A 20,628-nucleotide genomic window follows, 5' to 3' on the forward strand; every position below is an offset into this window, starting at 1 on the left:
CATGCAGTCTTTCGACTGTAAATACCCTCCTTGGGTGTTTCCTCCCTAGACTTAGCCGCGCCACGAGCGCGGTTCTTTTTTGCCTGACCTAGCTATTTGCAAGGGAATCCACATTCATTGCGGCATCGTGGAGGGCGCTTTCGATTTCACAAGATTGAGATCATTGATGCCTGCCGTCTGAGTGGGCAGCGTCATGAATTGGTTGATGGCTATAAATATCATCCAATAGGTTGGCCGCTGCCAGATTTCGGTAGCGGTGGACCAGGAAACTTTGACCGACCCCAACTCGGACGCCACGTCAAACCCCTCATCGTGAAAAGCAAACGTCGCCTGTCGGGTCGACATCTTGCGGAACTTTCCGACCGTGTTGCGGTAATGCGCAGCCCATACGATGATAATCATAGCCGGACAGAGAAGAACGAGGCCACCGAAAACGCCGGTCAGCCATCCGGTGCCATCACACCAAAGCTGCCAAAGAAACAGCAAGATTATTGCGATTTCCGCGACCCAGAGGCGCCGATTGACGATCAGCCGCCGCCAGACAAAGACCGTCACGGCATCGCGCACCATTTCTTCCGTGTAGGTGACAGTGATAGTCCGACGCATCGCCCATCCACTACGCTCAGCCTATCGCCAAGCTTCGAATTGCCACGTCACCCATAAGCAGATTTTGCCTCGCCGCGCATCCCTTCGGCGAGCTCAACAACGACGAAACGGTCACTCCGCCGCCAGCGCCGGATCGCCCGTATAGGATTCCACATGCTCTGCCATGCGCTTCATGAACAGCGTGATGGCGGCGGCGACCTTGTCGAAATCCGGGCGCTTCTCGAGCGTCGTCTCGTCGACATAGAGCGAACGGTTGACCTCGATCTGCAGGGCATGCAGCCCGCGGGACGGACGGCCGTAATGCTCGGTGATGAAACCGCCGGCATAGGGCTTGTTGCGCACGGCGTTGAAGCCCATCTCCTCGAGAATCTGCATGGCCGCGCGCGAAAGTTCGGCCGAGGCGCTGGTGCCGTAGCGATCGCCAAGGATGAAATCGGGCCGCGCATTGCTGCCGGCGATGCGGATATTGCCCGGCATCGAATGGCAATCGACCAGCACACCGAAGCCGAACTTGACATGGGTGCGCGCGATCAGCCGGCGTAGCGTGGCATGATAGGGCTTGTAGATGGTGTCGATGCGCTTCAGCGCATCCTCCACCGGCACGCGGCGCGCATAGATCTCCATGTTTTCGGCGACGATTCGCGGAATCGTGCCAAGGCCGCCGGCGACCCGCAGCGAATTGATGTTGGCATAGGAGGGTAACGCGCCATCGAACATGCGCGGATCGAGCTCATAGGGCTCGCGATTCACGTCGATATAGGCGCGCGGGAAATTGGCGAGCAGCAACGGCGCCCCAAGCGCGCTCGCCGCACAGAAGAGCTCGTCAACATAGTGATCTTCCGAGCGGCGGATAGCGATGCCCTGCAGGCGGGACTGGGCGATGAAATCGGGAGGATAGATGCGACCGCTGTGCGGTGAACTGTAGACAAACGGTATCGTCTGGGAAGCGGGTTCCAATACCTCGAAAATCTCGAAACTACGCATTTCCGCGGACATCAACGTCTTTACCATGTCAACAACTTGTCGCAGTAATCATGTTGCCAGTTGCATGACCGCAAGTCCATAGTAACTTGAGCGAAATGGCCTTAATCCAAAACACCGTGTTCGGAATCTCGGATGCCTGGTCAGCGAAAACGCAGGACGTTTTCGTGGAATGCACCTATGCTTCGAACAAATGCTGGAACGGCGCGTTTTGACTGACCATTCACGGCTTGTTTACGGCGCCGCGGTACCCTAAACGCTGGACGAGTCCAACAAGACAAAGTTGATTAGCGATAGAGATGATGACCCAGAAGATACTTCTTGCCGAAGACGACAACGACATGCGTCGCTTTCTCGTGAAGGCACTCGAAAAAGCCGGCTACAAGGTCTTGTCCTTTGACAATGGAGCCAGCGCTTACGACCGGCTGCGCGAAGAGCCGTTCTCGCTGCTTTTGACTGACATCGTCATGCCTGAGATGGACGGTATCGAGCTGGCGCGGCGCGCCACCGAACTCGATCCGGACCTGAAGGTGATGTTCATCACCGGCTTTGCCGCCGTCGCGCTGAACCCCGATTCGAAGGCGCCGAAGGATGCCAAGGTCCTTTCCAAGCCTTTCCACCTCCGCGAACTCGTCGATGAAGTCAACAAACTCCTTGCCGCGTAAGGCTTTCGGCGGCAACGTCACAAAACCGAAAAAAAGCCTATTGACGGCCACCAAGGTTTTGTGATCTATGCGCCGCCATCGGATGGGCGTGTAGCTCAGCGGGAGAGCACTACGTTGACATCGTAGGGGTCACAGGTTCAATCCCTGTCACGCCCACCATCCTAATTCGCTGAAAAGCAAGGCCTTTCGAGAAATCGAAAGGCCTTTTTCATTTCTTATCGGTTGACAGAGTCCAAATATCCCCAAAGCGGATCGGGCCGAAGAATACCCCTCGACCTGAAGCGAATTGCAGCCCGGTCAGCGATCCAGGAAATGCCGCAAAACCGCCGTCGTCGGATAGGCGTAGACGCCACGATCGACAAAGCCGTGACGATAGAGGCAATTTCGCAGAGCCAGCCAGTAAGGGGTACTGTTGGGATCCGGAGAGCCGCGGCGCCAGGAATAAGCCTCAGGCTCGCAGCGATCGAGAACCCTCTCGTATGTCGCCAGCACCACCGGATCACTATCGGCACGAATGCCGCCATGATAGGTCTGATAATTCGAAGGCGCCTCGCCGGCAGAGACGCATGCCAAGCTCAAAATCGCTCCCAACGCTAACATCATTCTCATGTGCTTCGATCTCCAACTAGCCGCGTCCCGAAAAATTCGAGCGCAGGTCGAGAATAGTAGTCTTTTGGAAGATAGCCAATCACATGCTGATGTTCGCGGTGATTGCGGGGACGAATGGAGCCTGCGACACAAGTTCCCGCTACAAGTCGCTTGACTTCCGGCCGCGCCGTCATCCTACTGTCATATCAGCGCATCGATCATACGGGAGGATGAGATGACGGTGATGAAGCGGCAGTTCTACAAGAACCACAAGCCCAATGGCGATGAGTACATGTTCCATCTCGCCCGCGACACCGAGAGCGGTGAGGTCTACGTCATCCGTCAGGCGGATTATGTCGTCGATGGCGGCAGCGAGAAAACCATGACTCTCTATGAATTCCTGGCCGGGGGCGGCAATCGGCAGAATGCCCTGCTGCAGTTGATCGGCGAGCTTGTTCCGGAATCCGCACAACAACACTGAAACGCGTCGCCTAACGGCCGCGATGACTTTGCGACAGTGGCACTCCTGCCATCGGACTCTGACGTGCCCGGCCTTGGATCCGGGCGCCGTCTGTTGGCTTTGGACTTCTGCACCGCTTCGGGTTGACTGCCACATTTTGATCGGCGAATCTGCATGGGCTTGAAAGGAGCCTCTCTTATGCGATTCGCAGGCATTGCTTTTGGATTGACGGCGCTGGTCGCCACACAGGCCGCAGCTGCTACCGTCGAGAATTTTCCGGCACAGGGCGCCACCGTGGTCAGCGGAAAATGTTCCAAGCTCCTGGTCGGCAAACTCGATGCCTCCAAGGGATGCAAGGCAGAACTCGCCAGCGTCACCGCACCTGACGGCTCCGTGACTTTCATTTTCACATCCGGCGGCAAAATGCTCGGTTTCCGTGGCAATGGGAAGGGCATCAAGCCGGGCAGCCAGAAGGGCACCGCGCAATTGCCGATCGACGTTATCGCGACGGGTGCCGGCAACGATATGTCGAATCAAGTCCCAGCAAAAGGCGCCTGCACCTTCGCAAATCCTTACGCTGGCAAGCCGGTCGCCATCGAGTGCTCGGCCAAATCGCCGGAAATGAGCTTCAACGGTAGCTTTACATCCGACGGCAAGGCGCCTCGCCACAAGTAGCCCTCACCATCGCGCCGCCGCCATCTTTTGTTAGTGCGGCAGCGCATTTTTCTGTTTTCTGCCATGATTTGCGTCGGCCGGCGCTTCCCGGGACAGGTCCGAACCGTTGACGTGGGCGGGAACGTGCACGTCCTCATGGGTTACAGGATGCAGTGTCAGATCCACCTGATGCGGCGGCAGAACCTGGGCTTGGCGAAGCGTATTCGGCCTTGCCTTTTTCTGCCGTTCCGTCAGTTCCGGTTTTGGCGCCTGCGGCGCGCGGTGAATGGGTGCGGGACTCATTGGGGTTCCTCCTAGTGAGCGCTGTGGTTAAGGGTAATGACCCCGCCTCGGCGGCGGATGGCCACAAGGACACCTAAAGGCCAAACGCAAGTTTTTCCGTTTGGTTCCCCGAATTTCTCAATTATCGAGGGCAAGGACACCCATCATCATTTCAACTCTTGACCTGCCTCCTAACTTCACTAACTATGGAGCATCTCCGCGCCTTCCTGACATCGGCAGCGGATTGAACTTTGGTGCCGGGCCCCTCTGGCGAGAGTTTTCACGGCGCTCTCGCGATGTCGGTACCGCCTGCAGATGAGCCGGCGGATTTCTTTTCATGATGAGCTTGACCATGCCTGACCCGCATGCCGTCTTCGGTATGCGGCTATGCGCGCAATCCGGGTATATCCACTCCGTTTCCAGCGAGGCGCATCCATGAAATCGCCCGCCGCCTCAAAATCCGTGCTCGGTTATTTCGGCTGGGCCCTTGCCGTAACCGTCGGCGGCCTTACGCTCGGTGCGCTGTTAGGCTGGAACACCACCGGCACCTTCAGCGGCCTTGCCACAGCCTTCTTTATCTGTGCCGTCCTGGCGGTGCTGGAAATCTCGCTTTCCTTCGACAATGCCATCGTCAATGCCAACAAGCTGAAGGAGATGACACCGGTCTGGCAGCATCGCTTTCTGACCTGGGGCATCATCATCGCCGTCTTCGGCATGCGGATCGTCTTTCCGCTGGTGATCGTCGCTATCGCCGCCTGGATCAACCCATGGGAAGCGCTAAAACTCGCCGCCGCGAAGCCCGAGCAATATGCCGAGATCATGCAGGCAGCGCATCTGCCGATCGCCGCCTTCGGCGGCACCTTCCTGATGATGGTGGGCCTCACCTATTTCTTCAACCATGAAAAGGACGTGCACTGGATAGGCTTCCTCGAGAAGCGGATGGCGCATTTTGCCACCGTCAAGGGCGTCGAAATCGCCTTTGTGCTGGTCCTGGTTCTCATCTTCACCTCGGTGCTCGACGGTGATGACGCGACAACCTTCCTGCACGCCGCGATCTACGGCCTCCTGACCTTCCTGCTCGTCGAGGTTCTGGCCGGCTTTCTGGACGCCTCGCAGCGAACAATGAGCGCTGCGGCGAAGGGCGGCTTCGGCGCTTTCCTCTATCTGGAGATCCTCGATGCCAGCTTCTCCTTTGACGGGGTCATCGGCGCCTTCGCCCTCACCCAAAACCTATTCATCATCGCCATCGGCCTCGGCATCGGCGCCATGTATGTCCGCTCCATGACGATCATGCTGGTCGAAAAGGGCACGCTCGCCCACTACCGCTACCTCGAACATGGTGCTTTCTACGCCATATTGATCCTCTCGGTGATCATGTACGTGCAGACGCTGATGCATATCCCCGAAGTCATCACCGGCCTTGGCGGCGCGGCCCTAATCGGCATCTCGCTTTGGTCGTCGATACGGTACAACAGGCGCAACGGCCCCGACCACGCGCCAGCGCAGGATGAGCGGCAAGACCGGGCGGAAGCTTGATCCATGTAGCATTGAAATTATTACTCACAAGCAATGCTATTTTAATCTGTAGCGAAAGCAGTCTTTGCATGACTTATGCTTTTTTTAAGCAGAGTGGTGCCTCCGACACACTTTCAGTGGATCTTGTGGACTAAAGTCGTCGAATGTTTAGGATCTCGACGTATTAGAGCTAGCGCTTTAAGAAAAAACATCGCAATGGCGATGGAAATTGTCGAAGGAGCATGGTCGGCGCACAATGGTTGTGCGTCGTCAGACGGCTTCAATTGAGATGGCCAGGAGAGGCAGAGCATGGCGGCAAAAATCGTCCCGGTGATCATGGCAGGCGGCAAGGGTACACGGCTATGGCCGCTATCGCGCGCTTCCGCCCCGAAACAATTCATCCAGTTCATCGGCGACAGGACGCTGTTTCAGAACACTTTGGAGCGGGTGGCCGACCCCGAGCTCTATGAAGCGCCGATCGTTCTCACCAATGAGGAATTCCGCTTCCTGGTCGCAGAACAGGCCCGCGAACTCGACCTGAAACTGGCAGCGGTGCTACTGGAGCCGGTGGCCCGCAACACGGCTGCTGCCGTTGCCGCCGCCGCCGCCCTCGTCACCGAGCTTTTCGGCAAGGACGCTATCATGCACGTCCTCGGCTCCGATTACGAGATCGACGCCAACGCGACCTACTATGATTGCGTACGCCTGGCACGCGATACCACGCTGCAGGGTAAGCTTGTTACTTTCGGCATCAAGCCGACCGAGCCCGCCACCGGCTACGGCTATATCGAAACCGGCAAGGCGCTCGCGACCGGCGCCCATGCTGTCAAGCGTTTCGTTGAGAAGCCCGTCCTGGAAAAGGCAAAGGAGATGGTGGCAAGCGGCAGCTTCTACTGGAACTCCGGCATGTTCATGTTCTCGGCCGCCCAGCTTCTCGCCGAAATGAAGGAGTTTGCGCCTGATGTAGAAAAGGCTGCCAGCAAGGCGGTCTCCAAATCGACGCGCGACCTCGATTTCACCCGCCTGGACGCCGATAATTTCGCAAAAAGCCCGGACATCTCCATCGACTACGCGCTGATGGAAAAGACGGCCAATGCCGCAGTCGTTCCCTCGCCCTTCACCTGGTCCGATCTCGGCAGCTGGGATGCGGTGTGGAAAGTCGGCAGCCGTGACGAAAGCGGCAACGTGTCGACGGGTGCCACGACGCTGGTCAACACGAAGAATTCGCTCGTCATGTCACACAGCCTGCACGTCGCCGTGCAGGGCCTTGAGGACGTCGCCGTCATCGCCAGCGAAGACGCCGTCTATGTCGGCCATCTCAAGGACAGCCAGGAAGTCGGCAAGCTCGTGAAGCTGCTCGCAAGCGAGAAGAAGACCGCCAAGCTCACCGAAACGCATCCGACGTCCTACCGCCCCTGGGGCGGCTATACCTCGGTGCTGAATGGCGAGCGCTTCCAGGTGAAGCGCATCTTCGTGCTGCCGGGCAAGAAGCTGTCGCTACAGAAGCATCACCACCGCTCCGAGCATTGGATCGTCGTCAAGGGTACGGCCGAAGTGACTGTCGGCGAAAACGTACAGATGCTGCGCGAAAACGAATCGATCTATATCCCGCTCGGCGAAGTGCATCGCCTTGCCAACCCAGGCAAGATCCTGCTGGAGCTCATCGAAGTACAAACCGGCTCCTATCTCGGCGAAGACGACATCATCCGCCTCGTCGACGAGTTCGGCAGAAGCTGAGATCTTTGACGGTATCGATTACGAAGCGGTGGGCGAAAGCTCGCCGCTTTTGTTTGGCATGCCACAGCAGGACTTTCCGAAGTGCCTGGAGACACCTTGCTTTCTTTCGCTGCATTGCACACACTGCCTATGGGAACAGCAATCACCGCACAATGATGCGGGCTAGGCAAAGAGACATATGGCGATCAAGGCAAGCATCTATCATCTCACCCATTATAAATACGACAAGCCGGTTCGCCTCGGTCCCCAGATCATCCGTCTGAAACCCGCCTCGCATTCCAAAACGCGCGTGCTGAGCCACGCGCTCAAGGTCACCCCGGCAAACCATTTCGTGAACCTCCAGCAAGACCCCTACGGCAACTATCTCGCCCGCTTCGTCTTTCCCGATCCGGTGACCGAACTGAAGATCGAGGTCGACCTCGTCGCCGATATGACGGTCTACAATCCCTTCGACTTCTTCGTCGAAGAGGAAGCGACGAAATGGCCTTTCGAGTATCCCGAGACGATCCGTGAGGATTTGTCGATCTATATGAAGCCTGAGGAGCCTGGTCCCCGGCTGAAAGACTTCCTCGCCACGCTCGACCGCTCGGAACAAAAAACCGTCGACATGATCGTCGGCCTCAATGCACGGCTGCAGCAGGAGATCGGCTATGTCATCCGCATGGAAGCCGGCGTCCAGGCGCCTGAGGAGACCTTGGAAAAAGCGAAAGGCTCCTGCCGTGACACGAGCTGGCTGCTCGTTCAGGTGCTGCGCCATCTCGGCCTCGCCACCCGCTTCGTCTCCGGCTACCTCATCCAGCTGACACCCGACCTGAAGGCGCTCGACGGCCCCTCCGGCACCGAGGTCGACTTCACCGATCTGCATGCCTGGGCAGAAGTCTATCTTCCCGGCGCCGGCTGGGTCGGCCTCGATCCGACCTCCGGCCTTCTGACGGGCGAGAGCCATATCCCGCTCGCCGCTACGCCGCACTACCGCAACGCCGCACCGATCTCGGGTGGATATTTCGGCGAAGCCAATACCGAATTCGATTTCGACATGAAGGTCGCCCGCGTCGCCGAGCATCCGCGCATCACCAAGCCCTTTTCCGATGAAAGCTGGGATGCATTGAACGAACTCGGCGAAAAGGTTGACGCGATCCTCAAGGAAGATGACGTGCGCCTGACCATGGGCGGCGAGCCGACCTTCGTCTCGATCGACGATTTCCAGTCCGAGGAATGGAACACCGCCGCCGTCGGCCCGACCAAACGCGACCTTGCCGATCAGTTGATCAGGCGCCTGCGCGAGCGCTTCGCGCCCGGCGGCTTCCTGCATTATGGCCAGGGCAAATGGTATCCCGGCGAAAGCCTACCCCGCTGGACCTTCTCGCTTTACTGGCGCAAGGACGGACGGCCGATCTGGCAGAACCCCGCTCTGATCGCCGAAGAAACGGCACAGACCGGTGCGGACTCGGAGAGCGCCAGCAAGCTTCTGAATGCGATTGCCAAGGAACTGGCAATCGAGCCTGACATGGTGCAACCGGCTTACGAGGACCCGGCTGAATGGATCGTCAAGGAAGGGAGCCTGCCTGAGAACGTTGATCCTTCCAATTCGAAGCTCAAGGATCCCGAGGAGCGCAGCCGTATAGCTCGTGTTTTCGAGCGTGGTCTGACGACTCCAACCGGCTACATATTGCCCATACAGGCATGGAACGCGCGCGCTGGCGGTACGCGCTGGGTCAGCGAAAAATGGCGCACACGCCGCGGTAAGATTTTCCTTGTGCCCGGCGATTCTCCGGTCGGTTATCGCCTGCCTCTCGGCACGCTCCCTTATGTGCCGCCGTCACGCTATCCCTATATCCACACGGCCGATCCCTCCATTCCGCGCATGCCTCTGCCTGACGTCATCGTGCCAGCTGGCCGCACCATGCCGGAAGCCTCGTTCCAGGTGGATGAAAGCTCGCAATCGCGGGTCGAACAGACGCTCGGCGAAATCGGCGGCGCCGTCCGCACCGCGATCTCTGTCGAACCGCGCGACGGTCGGCTGTGTGTCTTCATGCCCCCGGTCGAAAAGATCGAACATTATCTCGAACTGCTGGCAGCCGCCGAGAATGCCGCGGCTGAACTTGCGCTGCCGATTCACATCGAAGGCTATTCGCCGCCACAGGACGAACGCATCAACGTCATTCGCGTCGCGCCTGACCCGGGCGTGATCGAGGTCAATATCCATCCCGCGTCGAACTGGCAGGACTGCGTTGACATCACGACGGCGGTTTACGAGGAGGCGCGACAGACACGCCTCGGCACGGACAAATTCCTGATCGACGGGCGTCATGCCGGCACCGGTGGCGGCAATCATGTCGTCGTTGGCGGCGCCAATCCGAACGACAGCCCGTTTCTTCGTCGTCCCGACCTGTTGAAGAGCCTGGTGCTGCACTGGCAGCGCCATCCCTCACTCTCTTACCTCTTCTCCGGCCTGTTCGTCGGGCCGACAAGCCAGGCGCCGCGCATCGATGAAGCCCGTCACGACAGCCTCTACGAGTTGGAAATCGCGCTGGCCCAGGTGCCGGCGCCAGGTCGCGGCATCCAGCCGCTCCCCTGGCTGGTGGACCGGCTCTTCCGCAATCTTCTAACCGATGTCACCGGCAACACGCATCGCTCGGAAATCTGCATCGACAAGCTGTTTTCGCCGGATGGACCGACTGGACGCCTCGGCCTCGTCGAATTCCGCGGTTTCGAAATGCCGCCGAATGCCCGCATGAGCCTTGCCCAGCAATTGCTGGTGCGCGCACTGATCGCCCGCTTCTGGCGCAACCCGATCGATGGCAAGTTCGTGCGCTGGGGCACGACGCTGCATGATCGTTTCATGCTGCCGCATTATATCTGGCAGGATTTCCTCGACGTTCTCGGCGATCTTCGCGAAAACGGTTTCGACCTCAGACCGGAATGGTTCCAGGCGCAGCTCGAATTCCGCTTCCCTTTCTGCGGAGAAGTCGAATACGAGGGCAGCAAGCTGGAGCTGCGCCAGGCGCTGGAACCATGGCATGTCATGGGCGAAGAAGGTGCGATCGGCGGCACCGTACGCTACGTCGATTCGTCGGTCGAGCGCCTGCAGGTGCAGTTCGAAACCTCCAATCCGTCGCGTTATACGGTGACGTGCAACAGCCGTCCCGTACCACTGACGCCGACGGGAATGGCGGGCGTCTCGGTCGCTGGCGTGCGCTACAAGGCATGGCATCCGGCTTCCGGTCTGCATCCTGTGCTCCCCATCGATACGCCGCTGACCTTCGATATCTATGATACCTGGTCGCGTCGCTCGATCGGCGGCTGCATCTACCATGTTGCCCATCCGGGCGGCCGCAACTACGACACCTTCCCCGTCAATGGCAACGAGGCGGAAGCGCGACGTCTTGCGCGTTTCGAGCCTTGGGGGCATACAGCAGGTGGTTATGCCGTAAGACCGGAGACTGCATCGGTGGAATTCCCGCTGACGCTCGACCTCAGGCGTCCGGCGGGAATTTGAAACGAGACTGTGCATGGGTAGAAAACGGGCGACGGAACGACGGGACGAGGTAAAGACCGGCACTGCCAAGGCACCGGTCTTTGCCTATCGTCCCCTGCCCGGCGTCGCCGACGAAATGGTCGACAATACCGGCGCCGTGCGCCCGGTCTGGCAAAACTTCCTCTCGGCGCTGACGCGTATGACGGAGGAGGGATTGACCGAGCGCTTCGCCCGCGCCGACCGCTATTTGCGCGATGCAGGCGTCTTCTATCGCGCCTATGGGACAGCGGGTGTCAGCGAACGTAACTGGCCGATCTCCCATATCCCTGTGCTCATCGACGAACGCGAATGGCAGGCGCTCTCCGAAGGCCTGCAGCAGCGCGCCGATCTGTTGGAATCGGTCATCGCCGATATCTATGGCGACAGCCGGCTGGTGAACGAAGGGCTGCTGCCGCCGGCCTTGATTGCCGCCAATCCGGAGTTCTTGCGCCCGCTTGTCGGCGTCAAGCCCGCGAGCGGCCATTACCTGCATTTCCTGGCTTTCGAGGTCGGCCGCGGTCCTGACGGTAATTGGTGGGTGCTGGCCGACCGCGCGCAGGCGCCGTCCGGTGCCGGCTTCGCGCTGGAAACCCGCGTCGCCACAACCCGCGCCTTCTCCGATATCTACGCCGAAACCAAGGTCCATCGCCTCGCCTCCTTCTTCGGCGCGTTCCGCGATGCCCTGCTCGGCGGCAAGCGCGGCGCCGAAGGCCGCGTCGCCGTCCTGACGCCGGGGCCTGCCAACGAAACCTATTACGAACACGCCTATATCGCCCGCTACCTCGGCTTCATGCTGCTCGAAGGCGAGGACATCACTGTCGTCAACGATCAGCTGATGGTGCGCACTGTCGCAGGCTTGCGACCGATCAGCGTGCTCTGGCGCCGCCTCGATGCTTCCTACGCCGATCCGCTGGAGCTCAACCAGCGCTCCCATATCGGCACGCCCGGCCTCGTCGAAGCCCTGCGGGCGCAGACGGTGACCATCGTCAATGCGCTCGGTTCCGGCATTCTCGAGACCCGAGCACTGCTCGCCTTCATGCCGACCATCTGCCGGCATCTGCGTTCCGAGGAATTGAAGCTGCCCTCGATCGCAACCTGGTGGTGCGGCCAGAAGAGCGAGCGTGAACATGTCGCCGCCAATATCGAAAAGATGGTCATTGGCCCGGCCTATTCCTGCATGCCCTTCTTTGATGATAACGGCCAATCCGTGCTGGGCTCAACGCTGCGCAGCACCGCCCGCGATTCGATCGCAGATTGGCTGGCGACCGAGGGTAACAAGCTGGTGGGCCAGGAGGTCGTGACACTTTCGACGACGCCGGCCTGGGTCAATGGCAAGCTCACGCCGCGGCCGATGAGCTTGCGCGTCTTCGCTGCTCGCACGGAAAACGGCTGGCAGATCATGCCCGGCGGCTTTGCTCGCATCGGCAGCGGTGACGATGTCGCCGCGATTGCCATGCAGGCTGGTGGCTCGGCTGCCGATGTCTGGATCGTCTCCGACAAGCCAGTCGAGGCGCACACGCTTCTGCCGGCAGAAGAAACTTTCACCCGCAACATGCCGGGCAGCCTGCCCAGCCGGGCGGCCGACAACCTCTTCTGGCTCGGCCGCTATATCGAGCGCGCCGAAGGCGCTCTGCGCATCCTGCGCGCCTGGCACGGACGTTTTGCCGAAGCCGCCGATCCGAACCAGCCGCTACTTGCCGATGTCAGCGCCTATCTTGCCGCCATCGACATCGATACCAAGCAAGCGGTGCCGGAAAACCTGCTGCGCAACATCGATAGCGCCGTCTATTCGGCCAGCAACATTCGCGATCGCTTCTCTCCCGATGGCTGGCTTGCGCTGAACGATCTCGCCAAGACGGCACGCCGCTTCAAGGAAGGCGTGAAGCCTGGCGATGACGCCAGCCATGCCATGACAATCCTGCTGCGCAAGCTCGCGGGCTTCGCCGGTCTCGTGCATGAAAACATGTACCGCTTCACCGGCTGGCGCTTCCTGTCGCTCGGCCGCTATATCGAGCGCGGCCTGCATATGACGCGCCTGCTCGGCCACATGTCCGGCCCCGATGCGCCCGACGGCGCGCTCGACATGTTGCTTGAAATCGGCGACAGCGTCATGACCCATCGCCGCCGCTACAACGTCAATACCGCTCGGCTGACAGTGACGGATCTGCTCGCACTCGATCCGCTTAATCCGCGCTCGATCCTTTTCCAGATGAACGAAATCCACCGCGAGGTCGAGCAATTGCCGAATGCCTACGTCAACGGCCAGATGTCACCCTTCTTCCGCGAAGCCATGCGTCTGCATTCGGGGTTGGCAGTGATGACGCCCGAAGCAATGACGGTCGAAGTCTACCAGCAGCTGGCGCGCGAACTGGAGCGGCTGTCCGATCTGCTGGCACGCACCTATCTCGGATGACGTAATGCTCTACGACCTCTCGCTTCACATGGGCTATATCTATGACGTGCCGGCGAGCGGCGCGCGGCATATATTGCGCGTCATGCCGCTCTCCCTGCCCAATCGGCAGAGGCTGATAGCCGGCTCGGTGAAGATAACGCCGGGACCGGACGAGCAATCCCACTTTACGGATTTCTTCCAGCATCCGGCGACTTCGATCCTCGTGCGCGAGCCCCATGAAAGGCTCGATATCCGCATGCAGGCGCGTGTTCAGGTGGAGAGCCAGCCCGTCGGGGCGGACTTCTCGCCGCTGCTCGCCAAGCTGCCAGAGGAGATCAATGATTGCTGGTCGATCGATCCGTCTTCGCCCCACCATTTTCTCGGCAGCAGCCCGCGTCTACCGGACACGAGGGAAATCGCGGATTACAGCAGACAATGGAAATCAGCCAATCTGACGACCCTGCAGATCGCTCATGCGGTCTGCGCGCAGGTACACAAGGACTTCGTCTATGATACCGAGGCGACGACAGTGGACACCACGCCGAGGGAAGCCTTCCGCCTCAAGCGCGGCGTCTGCCAGGATTTCTCGCATGTCATGATCATCGCGCTTCGCAGCCTCGGCATTCCCGCCGGCTATGTCAGCGGCTTTCTGCGCACCATCCCGCCGCCCGGCAAGGAAAGGCTGGAGGGTGCCGACGCCATGCATGCCTGGGTGCGCGTCTGGTGCGGCGAAACGGCAGGCTGGATCGAGCTCGATCCGACCAACAATATTCCCGCCGGCACCGATCACATCGTCGTCGCCTACGGCCGCGATTATTCGGACGTCGCGCCCGTTATCGGCGTACTGAAGAGCTACGGCAATCAGGAAGCCGTTCAGGCCGTAGATGTAATTCCACTAAAATAGAATATACTTAAAGTAGTAAAAAGTTGAAGCAAATCGCGCCAGATGAAGTAGTTTGTTAAAAATCTACTGGCCGCTTAAACGTTCAACTAATATTTGTAATCGATAGTCCCGCCGTTCTTCAGAATCCAACTCTTTCCAATAGGCGGACATGATGATTGCCGGCTCCAATTTACTTTGCGCATTGAAACAACTTTTACGCGATAGAGCCGGAAATTTTGGCATCCTGACGGCGATTGCAGTTCCGGTGCTGGCCGTAGCGGGTGGTGTGGCGGTCGATGTCACGAACATGTCGCTGACACACAGTCAGCTCCAGGAATCCACGGATGCCGCCGCGCTCGCTGCGGCAGCGGCGCTTGCGGACGGCAGTGCAACCACGACGACCGCCAAGGATATGGCCAACAATTTCGTCCTCGGCCAGATGTCGAATTATCTCGCCGGTGATACGGATGCTACGAATTCACTGAAAGCGGGCACCGGCACAACGGTAACAAAAACGACCGATTCCTCCGGGAATTCGGGTTACACGGTTGTTGTAAATGCATCCTATTCAATGCCCGTGAATAGCATGACCCGCCTGGCCGGGCAGAGTTCCCTGAACATTTCTGCGTCCAGCACGTCAACCAGCGGAAAGACTACCGAAACCCAGAAGAATGCGCTGTCGATGTATTTCGTTCTGGATCGTTCTGGATCAATGGACGAGGCCACGGACACGGTTAATGCCGAGCAGCCGACCAAAAAAACCTGCTGGGGAACCTATTGCACAACGCAGACCAACTATTACTCGAAGATGGAGTCGCTGAAGATCGCGACGTCCAATCTCTCCGCGCAATTGAACAAGGCCGACCCGAACATGATGTATGTTCGCACCGGGGCAGTTTCCTATAACAACGTCGCCCAAACGGCGACAGCTTTGGCCTGGGGTACGAGCGGCATCACAACATATGTCAACAACTTGACGTCCAAGGGTTCCACGAATTCGGCGCCTGCTTTTACGGCGGCAGTCGACGCGTTGACGAAACCGTCTGCCACAGGTGGGCTGACGAACGAGCAACTTCAGCACAAGAATAAGAGCGGCGTCAAAAATCCGACCATGTACATTGTTTTCATGACCGACGGCGAAAACAACGTGACAAATGCTGACGCGGATACCAAAGCACAGTGCGACAAGGCACGCAGCAATAGCATCCATGTGTACACGATCGCCTTCATGGCACCGGAAAATGGCCAGGCCTTGCTGAAGTACTGCGCTACTTCAGCCTCAGACTACTTCACACCCCAAAGCGCGGCGGATCTTTTCAAGGCGTTCACGACAATCGCCACGGAAACATCGAAGCAAATGACGCTCCTGACCAAGTGATCGCGCCCGGCATCCGCACCGAGCAACCACCGATAGACGACAAAGAAAAAGCCGCGCAATACGAGTATTGCGCGGCTTTTGTTTTGATCGATGCGCGAATAAGAACCCCAAATATCATCAGAATCAAGTTCTTTCGCATTCACCGGAAACCTTTCGCCGCAATTTTCGCATCCGCGCAACTCGCTTGTTGCAACTGCTTTACATCGGTGCGTAAACTGATAGTGAAACGGAAAGGCAAATCGATTTAATTGGGCGTAACACGCTGAATATAAATCACAAATGGCGAGAGTTGATAGTATGAATAACTTGACGAAGGCCGATCTCCCCGTTCCAGCCCCGCGCAGTTCCCGCCCCGAAATCCTTGCCGAAGAAATCATCGAGCGCCTGACATACCGCATCGGCAAGGACGCGAAGGTCGCCAAGCCGCATGATTGGCTGACGGCAACGATCCTCGTCATTCGCGACCGCGTCATCGACAAATGGATCGAATCGACCCGCAAGACCTACGAGACGAACGCCAAGCGCGTCTACTATCTATCGCTCGAATTCCTGATCGGCCGCCTGATGCGCGACGCCATCTCCAATCTCGGTCTAATGGAGCAGATCACCAATGCTCTCGCTTCGCTGGGCGTCGATATTCGTGTCATCGCGGGTCTCGAGCCCGATGCAGCGCTCGGCAATGGCGGTCTTGGCCGCCTTGCCGCCTGTTTCATGGAATCCATGGCAACCGTCGACGTGCCGGCCTATGGCTATGGCATTCGCTACGTCCACGGCCTCTTCCGCCAGCAGATGGCCGATGGCTGGCAGGTGGAATTGCCGGAAACCTGGCTGGCCCACGGCAACCCGTGGGAATTCGAACGCCAGGAAAGCTCCTATGAAATCGGTTTCGGTGGCGCCGTCGAGACCATCAGCAGCCACGACGATCAGCCGCGTTACGTCTGGAAACCCGCGGAACGCGTCATCGCCACGGCATTCGATACGCCCGTCGTCGGCTGGCGCGGCAAGCGCGTCAACACGCTGCGCCTCTGGTCGGCGCAGCCGATCGACCCGATCCTGCTCGATGCCTTCAATGCCGGCGACCACATCGGCGCGCTGCGTGAAAGCAACAAGGCCGAAAGCCTGACGCGCGTTCTCTATCCCGCAGATGCGACGCCCGCCGGCCAGGAGCTGCGCCTGCGCCAGGAATTCTTCTTCTCGTCCGCCTCGCTGCAGGACATCCTGCGCCGTCACCTGCAGCAATATGACGATCTGACCAATCTCGCCGACAAGGTCGCGATCCAGCTGAACGACACGCATCCGGCCGTCTCCGTTACGGAAATGATGCGCCTGCTGGTCGATGTCCATGGCTTCGATTTCGACAAGGCCTGGGACATCACCAGAAATACCTTCGGATACACCAATCACACCCTGCTGCCGGAAGCTTTGGAAAGCTGGCCGGTGCCGCTGCTCGAGCGGCTTTTGCCGCGCCACATGCAGATCGTCTATGCCATCAACGCCAAGGTTCTGGTGGAAGCGCGCAAGCTGCGTAATTTCAGCGACACCGAAATCCGCTCGATCTCGCTCATCGACGAAAACGGCGATCGGCGCGTGCGCATGGGCAATCTCGCCTTTGTCGGCTCGCATTCGATCAACGGCGTTTCCGCGCTTCATACCGACCTGATGAAGGTCACGGTCTTTGCCGACCTGCACAAACTCTATCCGGACCGCATCAACAACAAGACGAACGGTATCACACCGCGGCGCTGGCTGATGCAGTGCAATCCCGGCCTGACCAATCTCGTACGCGAAACCATCGGCGACGCCTTCCTCGACGATGCCGAGCAACTGAAGCCGCTGGATCAGTTTGCACACGACAGCGCCTTCCAGGAGAAGTTCGCCGCCGTCAAGCGCGCCAACAAGGTGCAGCTCTCCAATCTCGTCGCCAGCCGCATGGGCATCAAGCTCGATCCGAACGCGATGTTCGATATCCAGATCAAGCGCATCCACGAGTACAAGCGCCAGCTTTTGAACGTCATCGAGGCCGTGGCGCTTTACGACCAGATCCGCTCGCATCCCGAGCTCGATTGGCAACCGCGCGTCAAGCTCTTTGCCGGCAAGGCGGCGCCGAGCTATCATAACGCGAAGCTCATCATCAAGCTGATCAACGACGTCGCCCGCGTCATCAACAACGATCCATCGGTGCGCGGCTTGCTGAAGGTCGTCTTCGTGCCGAACTACAACGTCTCGCTGGCGGAAGTCATGGTTCCGGCCGCCGATCTTTCCGAGCAGATTTCGACCGCCGGCATGGAAGCCTCAGGCACCGGCAACATGAAGTTCGGCCTCAACGGCGCGCTGACTATCGGCACGCTTGATGGCGCCAATGTCGAAATGCGCGACAATGTCGGCGAGGACAATATCGTCATCTTCGGATTGCGGGCCGATGAGGTCGCAAACCTGCGCACCGAGGGCCATAACCCCCGCGCCATCATCGAGCGTTCGCGCGAACTGGCGCAGGCGCTGTCGGCCATCGCCTCCGGCGTCTTCTCCCCCGACGATCGCAACCGCTATGCCAGCCTGATCGACGGCATCTATAGCCACGATTGGTTCATGGTCGCCGCCGATTTCGATGCCTATGCCTCGGCACAGCGCGAGGTCGATATTCTCTGGGCGAACCCGTCAGAGTGGTACGCAAAGACGATCAACAATACCGCTCGCATGGGCTGGTTCTCCTCCGATCGGACGATCCGTCAGTATGCCAAGGAAATCTGGAGAGCCGGATGAAAAAGCCGAAAAAACCCGCTGATAGCACAAGCTTGAGGGATATTTCGGCAGGGGATATTGCTGCAATTCTCGCAGGCACGCATTCCAATCCGTTCGCCGTTCTCGGCGTGCACAAGACGGAGGAAGGCTATGTGGCCCGCTGTTTCATCCTTGGCGCGGAAGCTGTCACCGCCACGGCGCTCGACGGTTCTGTCATCGGCGAGCTCGAATGTCTCGATCCGGCAGGCTTCTTTTCCGGCGACGTCAAACTCGCCAAGCAGCAGCCGGTCCGCTATCGCGCCAGGCGCGGCGATGTCGAATGGGCTGTGACCGACCCCTACAGCTTCGGCCCCGTCCTTGGACCGATGGACGATTACTTTGCGCGGCAAGGCACGCATTTGCGCCTCTTCGACAAGATGGGCGCCCATCCGCTGAAGCACGAGGGCGTCCAGGGCTTTCATTTCGCCGTCTGGGCACCGAATGCACAACGCGTTTCCGTCGTCGGCGATTTCAACAATTGGGATGGCCGCCGGCATGTCATGCGCTTCCGCTCCGATAGCGGCATCTGGGAGATCTTCGCCCCGGATGTACCCGCGGGTGTCGCCTATAAGTTCGAGATCCGCGGCCAGGATGGCGTGTTGCTGCCGCTGAAGGCGGATCCCTTCGCCCGGCGCAGCGAACTCCGCCCGAAGACGGCGTCGGTCACCGCCATCGAACTGCTCCAGGTATGGGACGATGCCGCTCACCGCGAACATTGGGCAAGCGTCGACCAGCGCCGCCAGCCGATTTCCATTTACGAAGTCCATGCCGCTTCCTGGCAGCGCCGGGACGACGGTTCGATGCTGTCATGGGATGAACTCGCCTCGCGCCTCATCCCCTATTGCGTCGACATGGGCTTCACCCATATCGAATTTCTGCCGATCACCGAACACCCCTACGATCCGTCCTGGGGCTATCAGACCACGGGTCTTTACGCCCCGACCGCCCGCTTCGGTGAGCCGGAAGGCTTTGCCCGTTTCGTCAACGGCTGCCACAAGGTCGGGATTGGCGTCATCCTCGATTGGGTACCGGCGCATTTCCCGACCGACGAGCATGGCCTGCGCTGGTTCGATGGTACAGCGCTCTACGAACATGAAGACCCGCGCAAGGGCTTTCATCCTGACTGGAATACGGCGATCTACAATTTCGGCCGAACCGAAGTCCTCGCCTATCTGCTGAACAACGCGCTCTACTGGGCGGAAAAATACCACCTGGACGGTTTGCGCGTCGATGCCGTCGCTTCCATGCTCTACCTCGACTATTCCCGCAAGCATGGCGAATGGATTCCGAACGAATATGGCGGCAACGAAAACCTGGAAGCCGTCCGTTTTCTGCAGTCCATGAACACCCGGCTCTATGGCGCTCACCCCGGCGTCATGACCATCGCCGAGGAATCGACCTCCTGGCCAAAAGTGTCGCAGCCTGTCCATGAAGGCGGTCTCGGCTTCGGCTTCAAGTGGAATATGGGCTTCATGCACGACACGCTGAGCTACCTCGCCCGCGAGCCCGTGCACCGCAAATATCACCACAACGAGCTCACTTTCGGCCTGATCTACGCCTTCTCGGAAAACTTCGTGCTGCCGCTCTCCCATGACGAGGTGGTTCACGGTAAGGGATCGCTGATCGCCAAGATGGCCGGTGACGACTGGCAGAAATTCGCCAACCTGCGTGCTTATTATGCCTTCATGTGGGGCTATCCCGGCAAGAAGCTGCTCTTCATGGGCCAGGAATTCGCCCAGTGGAGCGAGTGGAGCGAAGAACGCGCGCTGGACTGGAATCTGCTGCAGTACCGCATGCACGAGGGCATGCGGCGCCTCGTTCGCGACCTCAATTTCACCTATCGCAGCAAGCCGGCGCTTCATGCCCGCGACTGCGAAGGCGATGGTTTCGAATGGCTTGTGGTCGATGATTTCGAAAACTCGGTCTTCGCTTGGCTGCGTAAGGCGCCGGGCGAAAAGCCGGTTGCCGTCATCACCAATTTCACGCCAGTCTATCGTGAGAACTACACCTTGCGTCTGCCAGCGGAGGGGCGGTGGCGCGAGATATTGAATACCGATGCCGATATCTATGGCGGCAGCGGCAAAGGGAATGGCGGGCGCGTCCAGGCCGTGAATGCAGGCGGAGGCGTACAGGCGGTGATAACGCTGCCTCCGCTGGCGACCATCATGCTCGAACCGGAATTCTGAGATCAC

The 20,628-nt window shown here is 59.2% G+C and carries 15 protein-coding genes and 1 tRNA gene; 12 read left to right on the plus strand and 4 right to left on the minus strand.

Annotation, left to right across the window (positions count from 1 at the left end):
* Positions 1 to 114: 114 nt before the first annotated feature.
* Positions 115 to 570 (minus strand): YcxB family protein, encoded by a 456-nt coding sequence (locus AC13RE_RS07400; protein ID WP_488562451.1) that lies wholly within the window; start codon positions 568 to 570, stop codon positions 115 to 117.
* A 147-nt stretch (positions 571 to 717) separates the two neighbouring features.
* Positions 718 to 1,617, minus strand: a complete 900-nt coding sequence (locus AC13RE_RS07405) for an N-formylglutamate amidohydrolase (RefSeq protein ID WP_488562452.1) — start codon at positions 1,615 to 1,617, stop codon at positions 718 to 720.
* Between the two features lie 272 nt (positions 1,618 to 1,889).
* On the opposite strand from AC13RE_RS07405, the gene cpdR1 reads away from it, so the two are divergent.
* Together cpdR1 and AC13RE_RS07415 are read left to right on the plus strand one after the other, a co-directional pair.
* The gene (gene cpdR1, locus AC13RE_RS07410) at positions 1,890 to 2,252 is read left to right on the plus strand and encodes a response regulator CpdR1 (RefSeq protein ID WP_004117561.1); all 363 of its coding nucleotides are present in this window, start codon (positions 1,890 to 1,892) and stop codon (positions 2,250 to 2,252) included.
* Positions 2,253 to 2,336: 84 nt separating this feature from the next.
* Positions 2,337 to 2,411: transfer RNA gene (locus AC13RE_RS07415), tRNA-Val, on the plus strand.
* Between the two features lie 138 nt (positions 2,412 to 2,549).
* On the opposite strand, the gene AC13RE_RS07420 is transcribed toward AC13RE_RS07415, so the two are convergent.
* Entirely contained in the window at positions 2,550 to 2,861 is a 312-nt protein-coding gene (locus AC13RE_RS07420) for a hypothetical protein (RefSeq protein WP_041677664.1), read from the minus strand.
* Positions 2,862 to 3,075: 214 nt separating this feature from the next.
* On the opposite strand from AC13RE_RS07420, the gene AC13RE_RS07425 reads away from it, so the two are divergent.
* Both AC13RE_RS07425 and AC13RE_RS07430 read left to right on the plus strand, forming a co-directional pair.
* Positions 3,076 to 3,321, plus strand: coding sequence for a hypothetical protein (locus tag AC13RE_RS07425; protein ID WP_041677665.1), 246 nt, complete (start codon positions 3,076 to 3,078; stop codon positions 3,319 to 3,321).
* A 177-nt stretch (positions 3,322 to 3,498) separates the two neighbouring features.
* Positions 3,499 to 3,975, plus strand: coding sequence for a hypothetical protein (locus AC13RE_RS07430; protein ID WP_488562453.1), 477 nt, complete (start codon positions 3,499 to 3,501; stop codon positions 3,973 to 3,975).
* A 30-nt stretch (positions 3,976 to 4,005) separates the two neighbouring features.
* Here the strand turns inward: AC13RE_RS07430 and AC13RE_RS07435 are convergent, their stop codons facing one another.
* Positions 4,006 to 4,257: a hypothetical protein gene (locus AC13RE_RS07435; protein WP_132717545.1), complete on the minus strand. Its 252-nt coding sequence runs from the start codon at positions 4,255 to 4,257 to the stop codon at positions 4,006 to 4,008.
* 414 nt (positions 4,258 to 4,671) lie between these two features.
* Between AC13RE_RS07435 and AC13RE_RS07440 the strand changes: the two genes are divergently transcribed.
* The 8 genes from AC13RE_RS07440 to glgB all read left to right on the plus strand — a co-directional run bounded on the left by AC13RE_RS07440 (position 4,672) and on the right by glgB (position 20,622).
* Positions 4,672 to 5,772: a DUF475 domain-containing protein gene (locus tag AC13RE_RS07440; protein ID WP_488562454.1), complete on the plus strand. Its 1,101-nt coding sequence runs from the start codon at positions 4,672 to 4,674 to the stop codon at positions 5,770 to 5,772.
* 288 nt (positions 5,773 to 6,060) lie between these two features.
* Entirely contained in the window at positions 6,061 to 7,488 is a 1,428-nt protein-coding gene (locus AC13RE_RS07445; protein ID WP_488562455.1) for a mannose-1-phosphate guanylyltransferase/mannose-6-phosphate isomerase, read from the plus strand.
* A 178-nt stretch (positions 7,489 to 7,666) separates the two neighbouring features.
* The gene (locus tag AC13RE_RS07450) at positions 7,667 to 10,987 is read left to right on the plus strand and encodes a transglutaminase family protein (protein ID WP_488562456.1); all 3,321 of its coding nucleotides are present in this window, start codon (positions 7,667 to 7,669) and stop codon (positions 10,985 to 10,987) included.
* Positions 10,988 to 11,000: 13 nt separating this feature from the next.
* Positions 11,001 to 13,418 carry a circularly permuted type 2 ATP-grasp protein gene (locus tag AC13RE_RS07455; protein ID WP_488485506.1) on the plus strand — a complete coding sequence of 806 codons (2,418 nt, stop codon included), beginning with the start codon at positions 11,001 to 11,003 and terminating at the stop codon, positions 13,416 to 13,418.
* Between the two features lie 4 nt (positions 13,419 to 13,422).
* Positions 13,423 to 14,301: a transglutaminase-like domain-containing protein gene (locus AC13RE_RS07460; protein ID WP_132717550.1), complete on the plus strand. Its 879-nt coding sequence runs from the start codon at positions 13,423 to 13,425 to the stop codon at positions 14,299 to 14,301.
* Positions 14,302 to 14,449: 148 nt separating this feature from the next.
* Positions 14,450 to 15,658, plus strand: coding sequence for a vWA domain-containing protein (locus AC13RE_RS07465; RefSeq protein ID WP_488562457.1), 1,209 nt, complete (start codon positions 14,450 to 14,452; stop codon positions 15,656 to 15,658).
* A gap of 297 nt (positions 15,659 to 15,955) precedes the next feature.
* The gene (locus AC13RE_RS07470; RefSeq protein WP_488485504.1) at positions 15,956 to 18,418 is read left to right on the plus strand and encodes a glycogen/starch/alpha-glucan phosphorylase; all 2,463 of its coding nucleotides are present in this window, start codon (positions 15,956 to 15,958) and stop codon (positions 18,416 to 18,418) included.
* On the plus strand, positions 18,415 to 20,622 hold the full coding sequence (gene glgB, locus AC13RE_RS07475; RefSeq protein ID WP_488562458.1) for a 1,4-alpha-glucan branching protein GlgB: 2,208 nt from the start codon (positions 18,415 to 18,417) through the stop codon (positions 20,620 to 20,622). The genes AC13RE_RS07470 and glgB overlap by 4 nt, the downstream gene beginning before the upstream one ends.
* The last annotated feature ends 6 nt before the right edge of the window (positions 20,623 to 20,628 follow it).

The sequence above is a fragment of the Martinezella sp. CNPSo 3959 genome, from assembly GCF_057784355.1.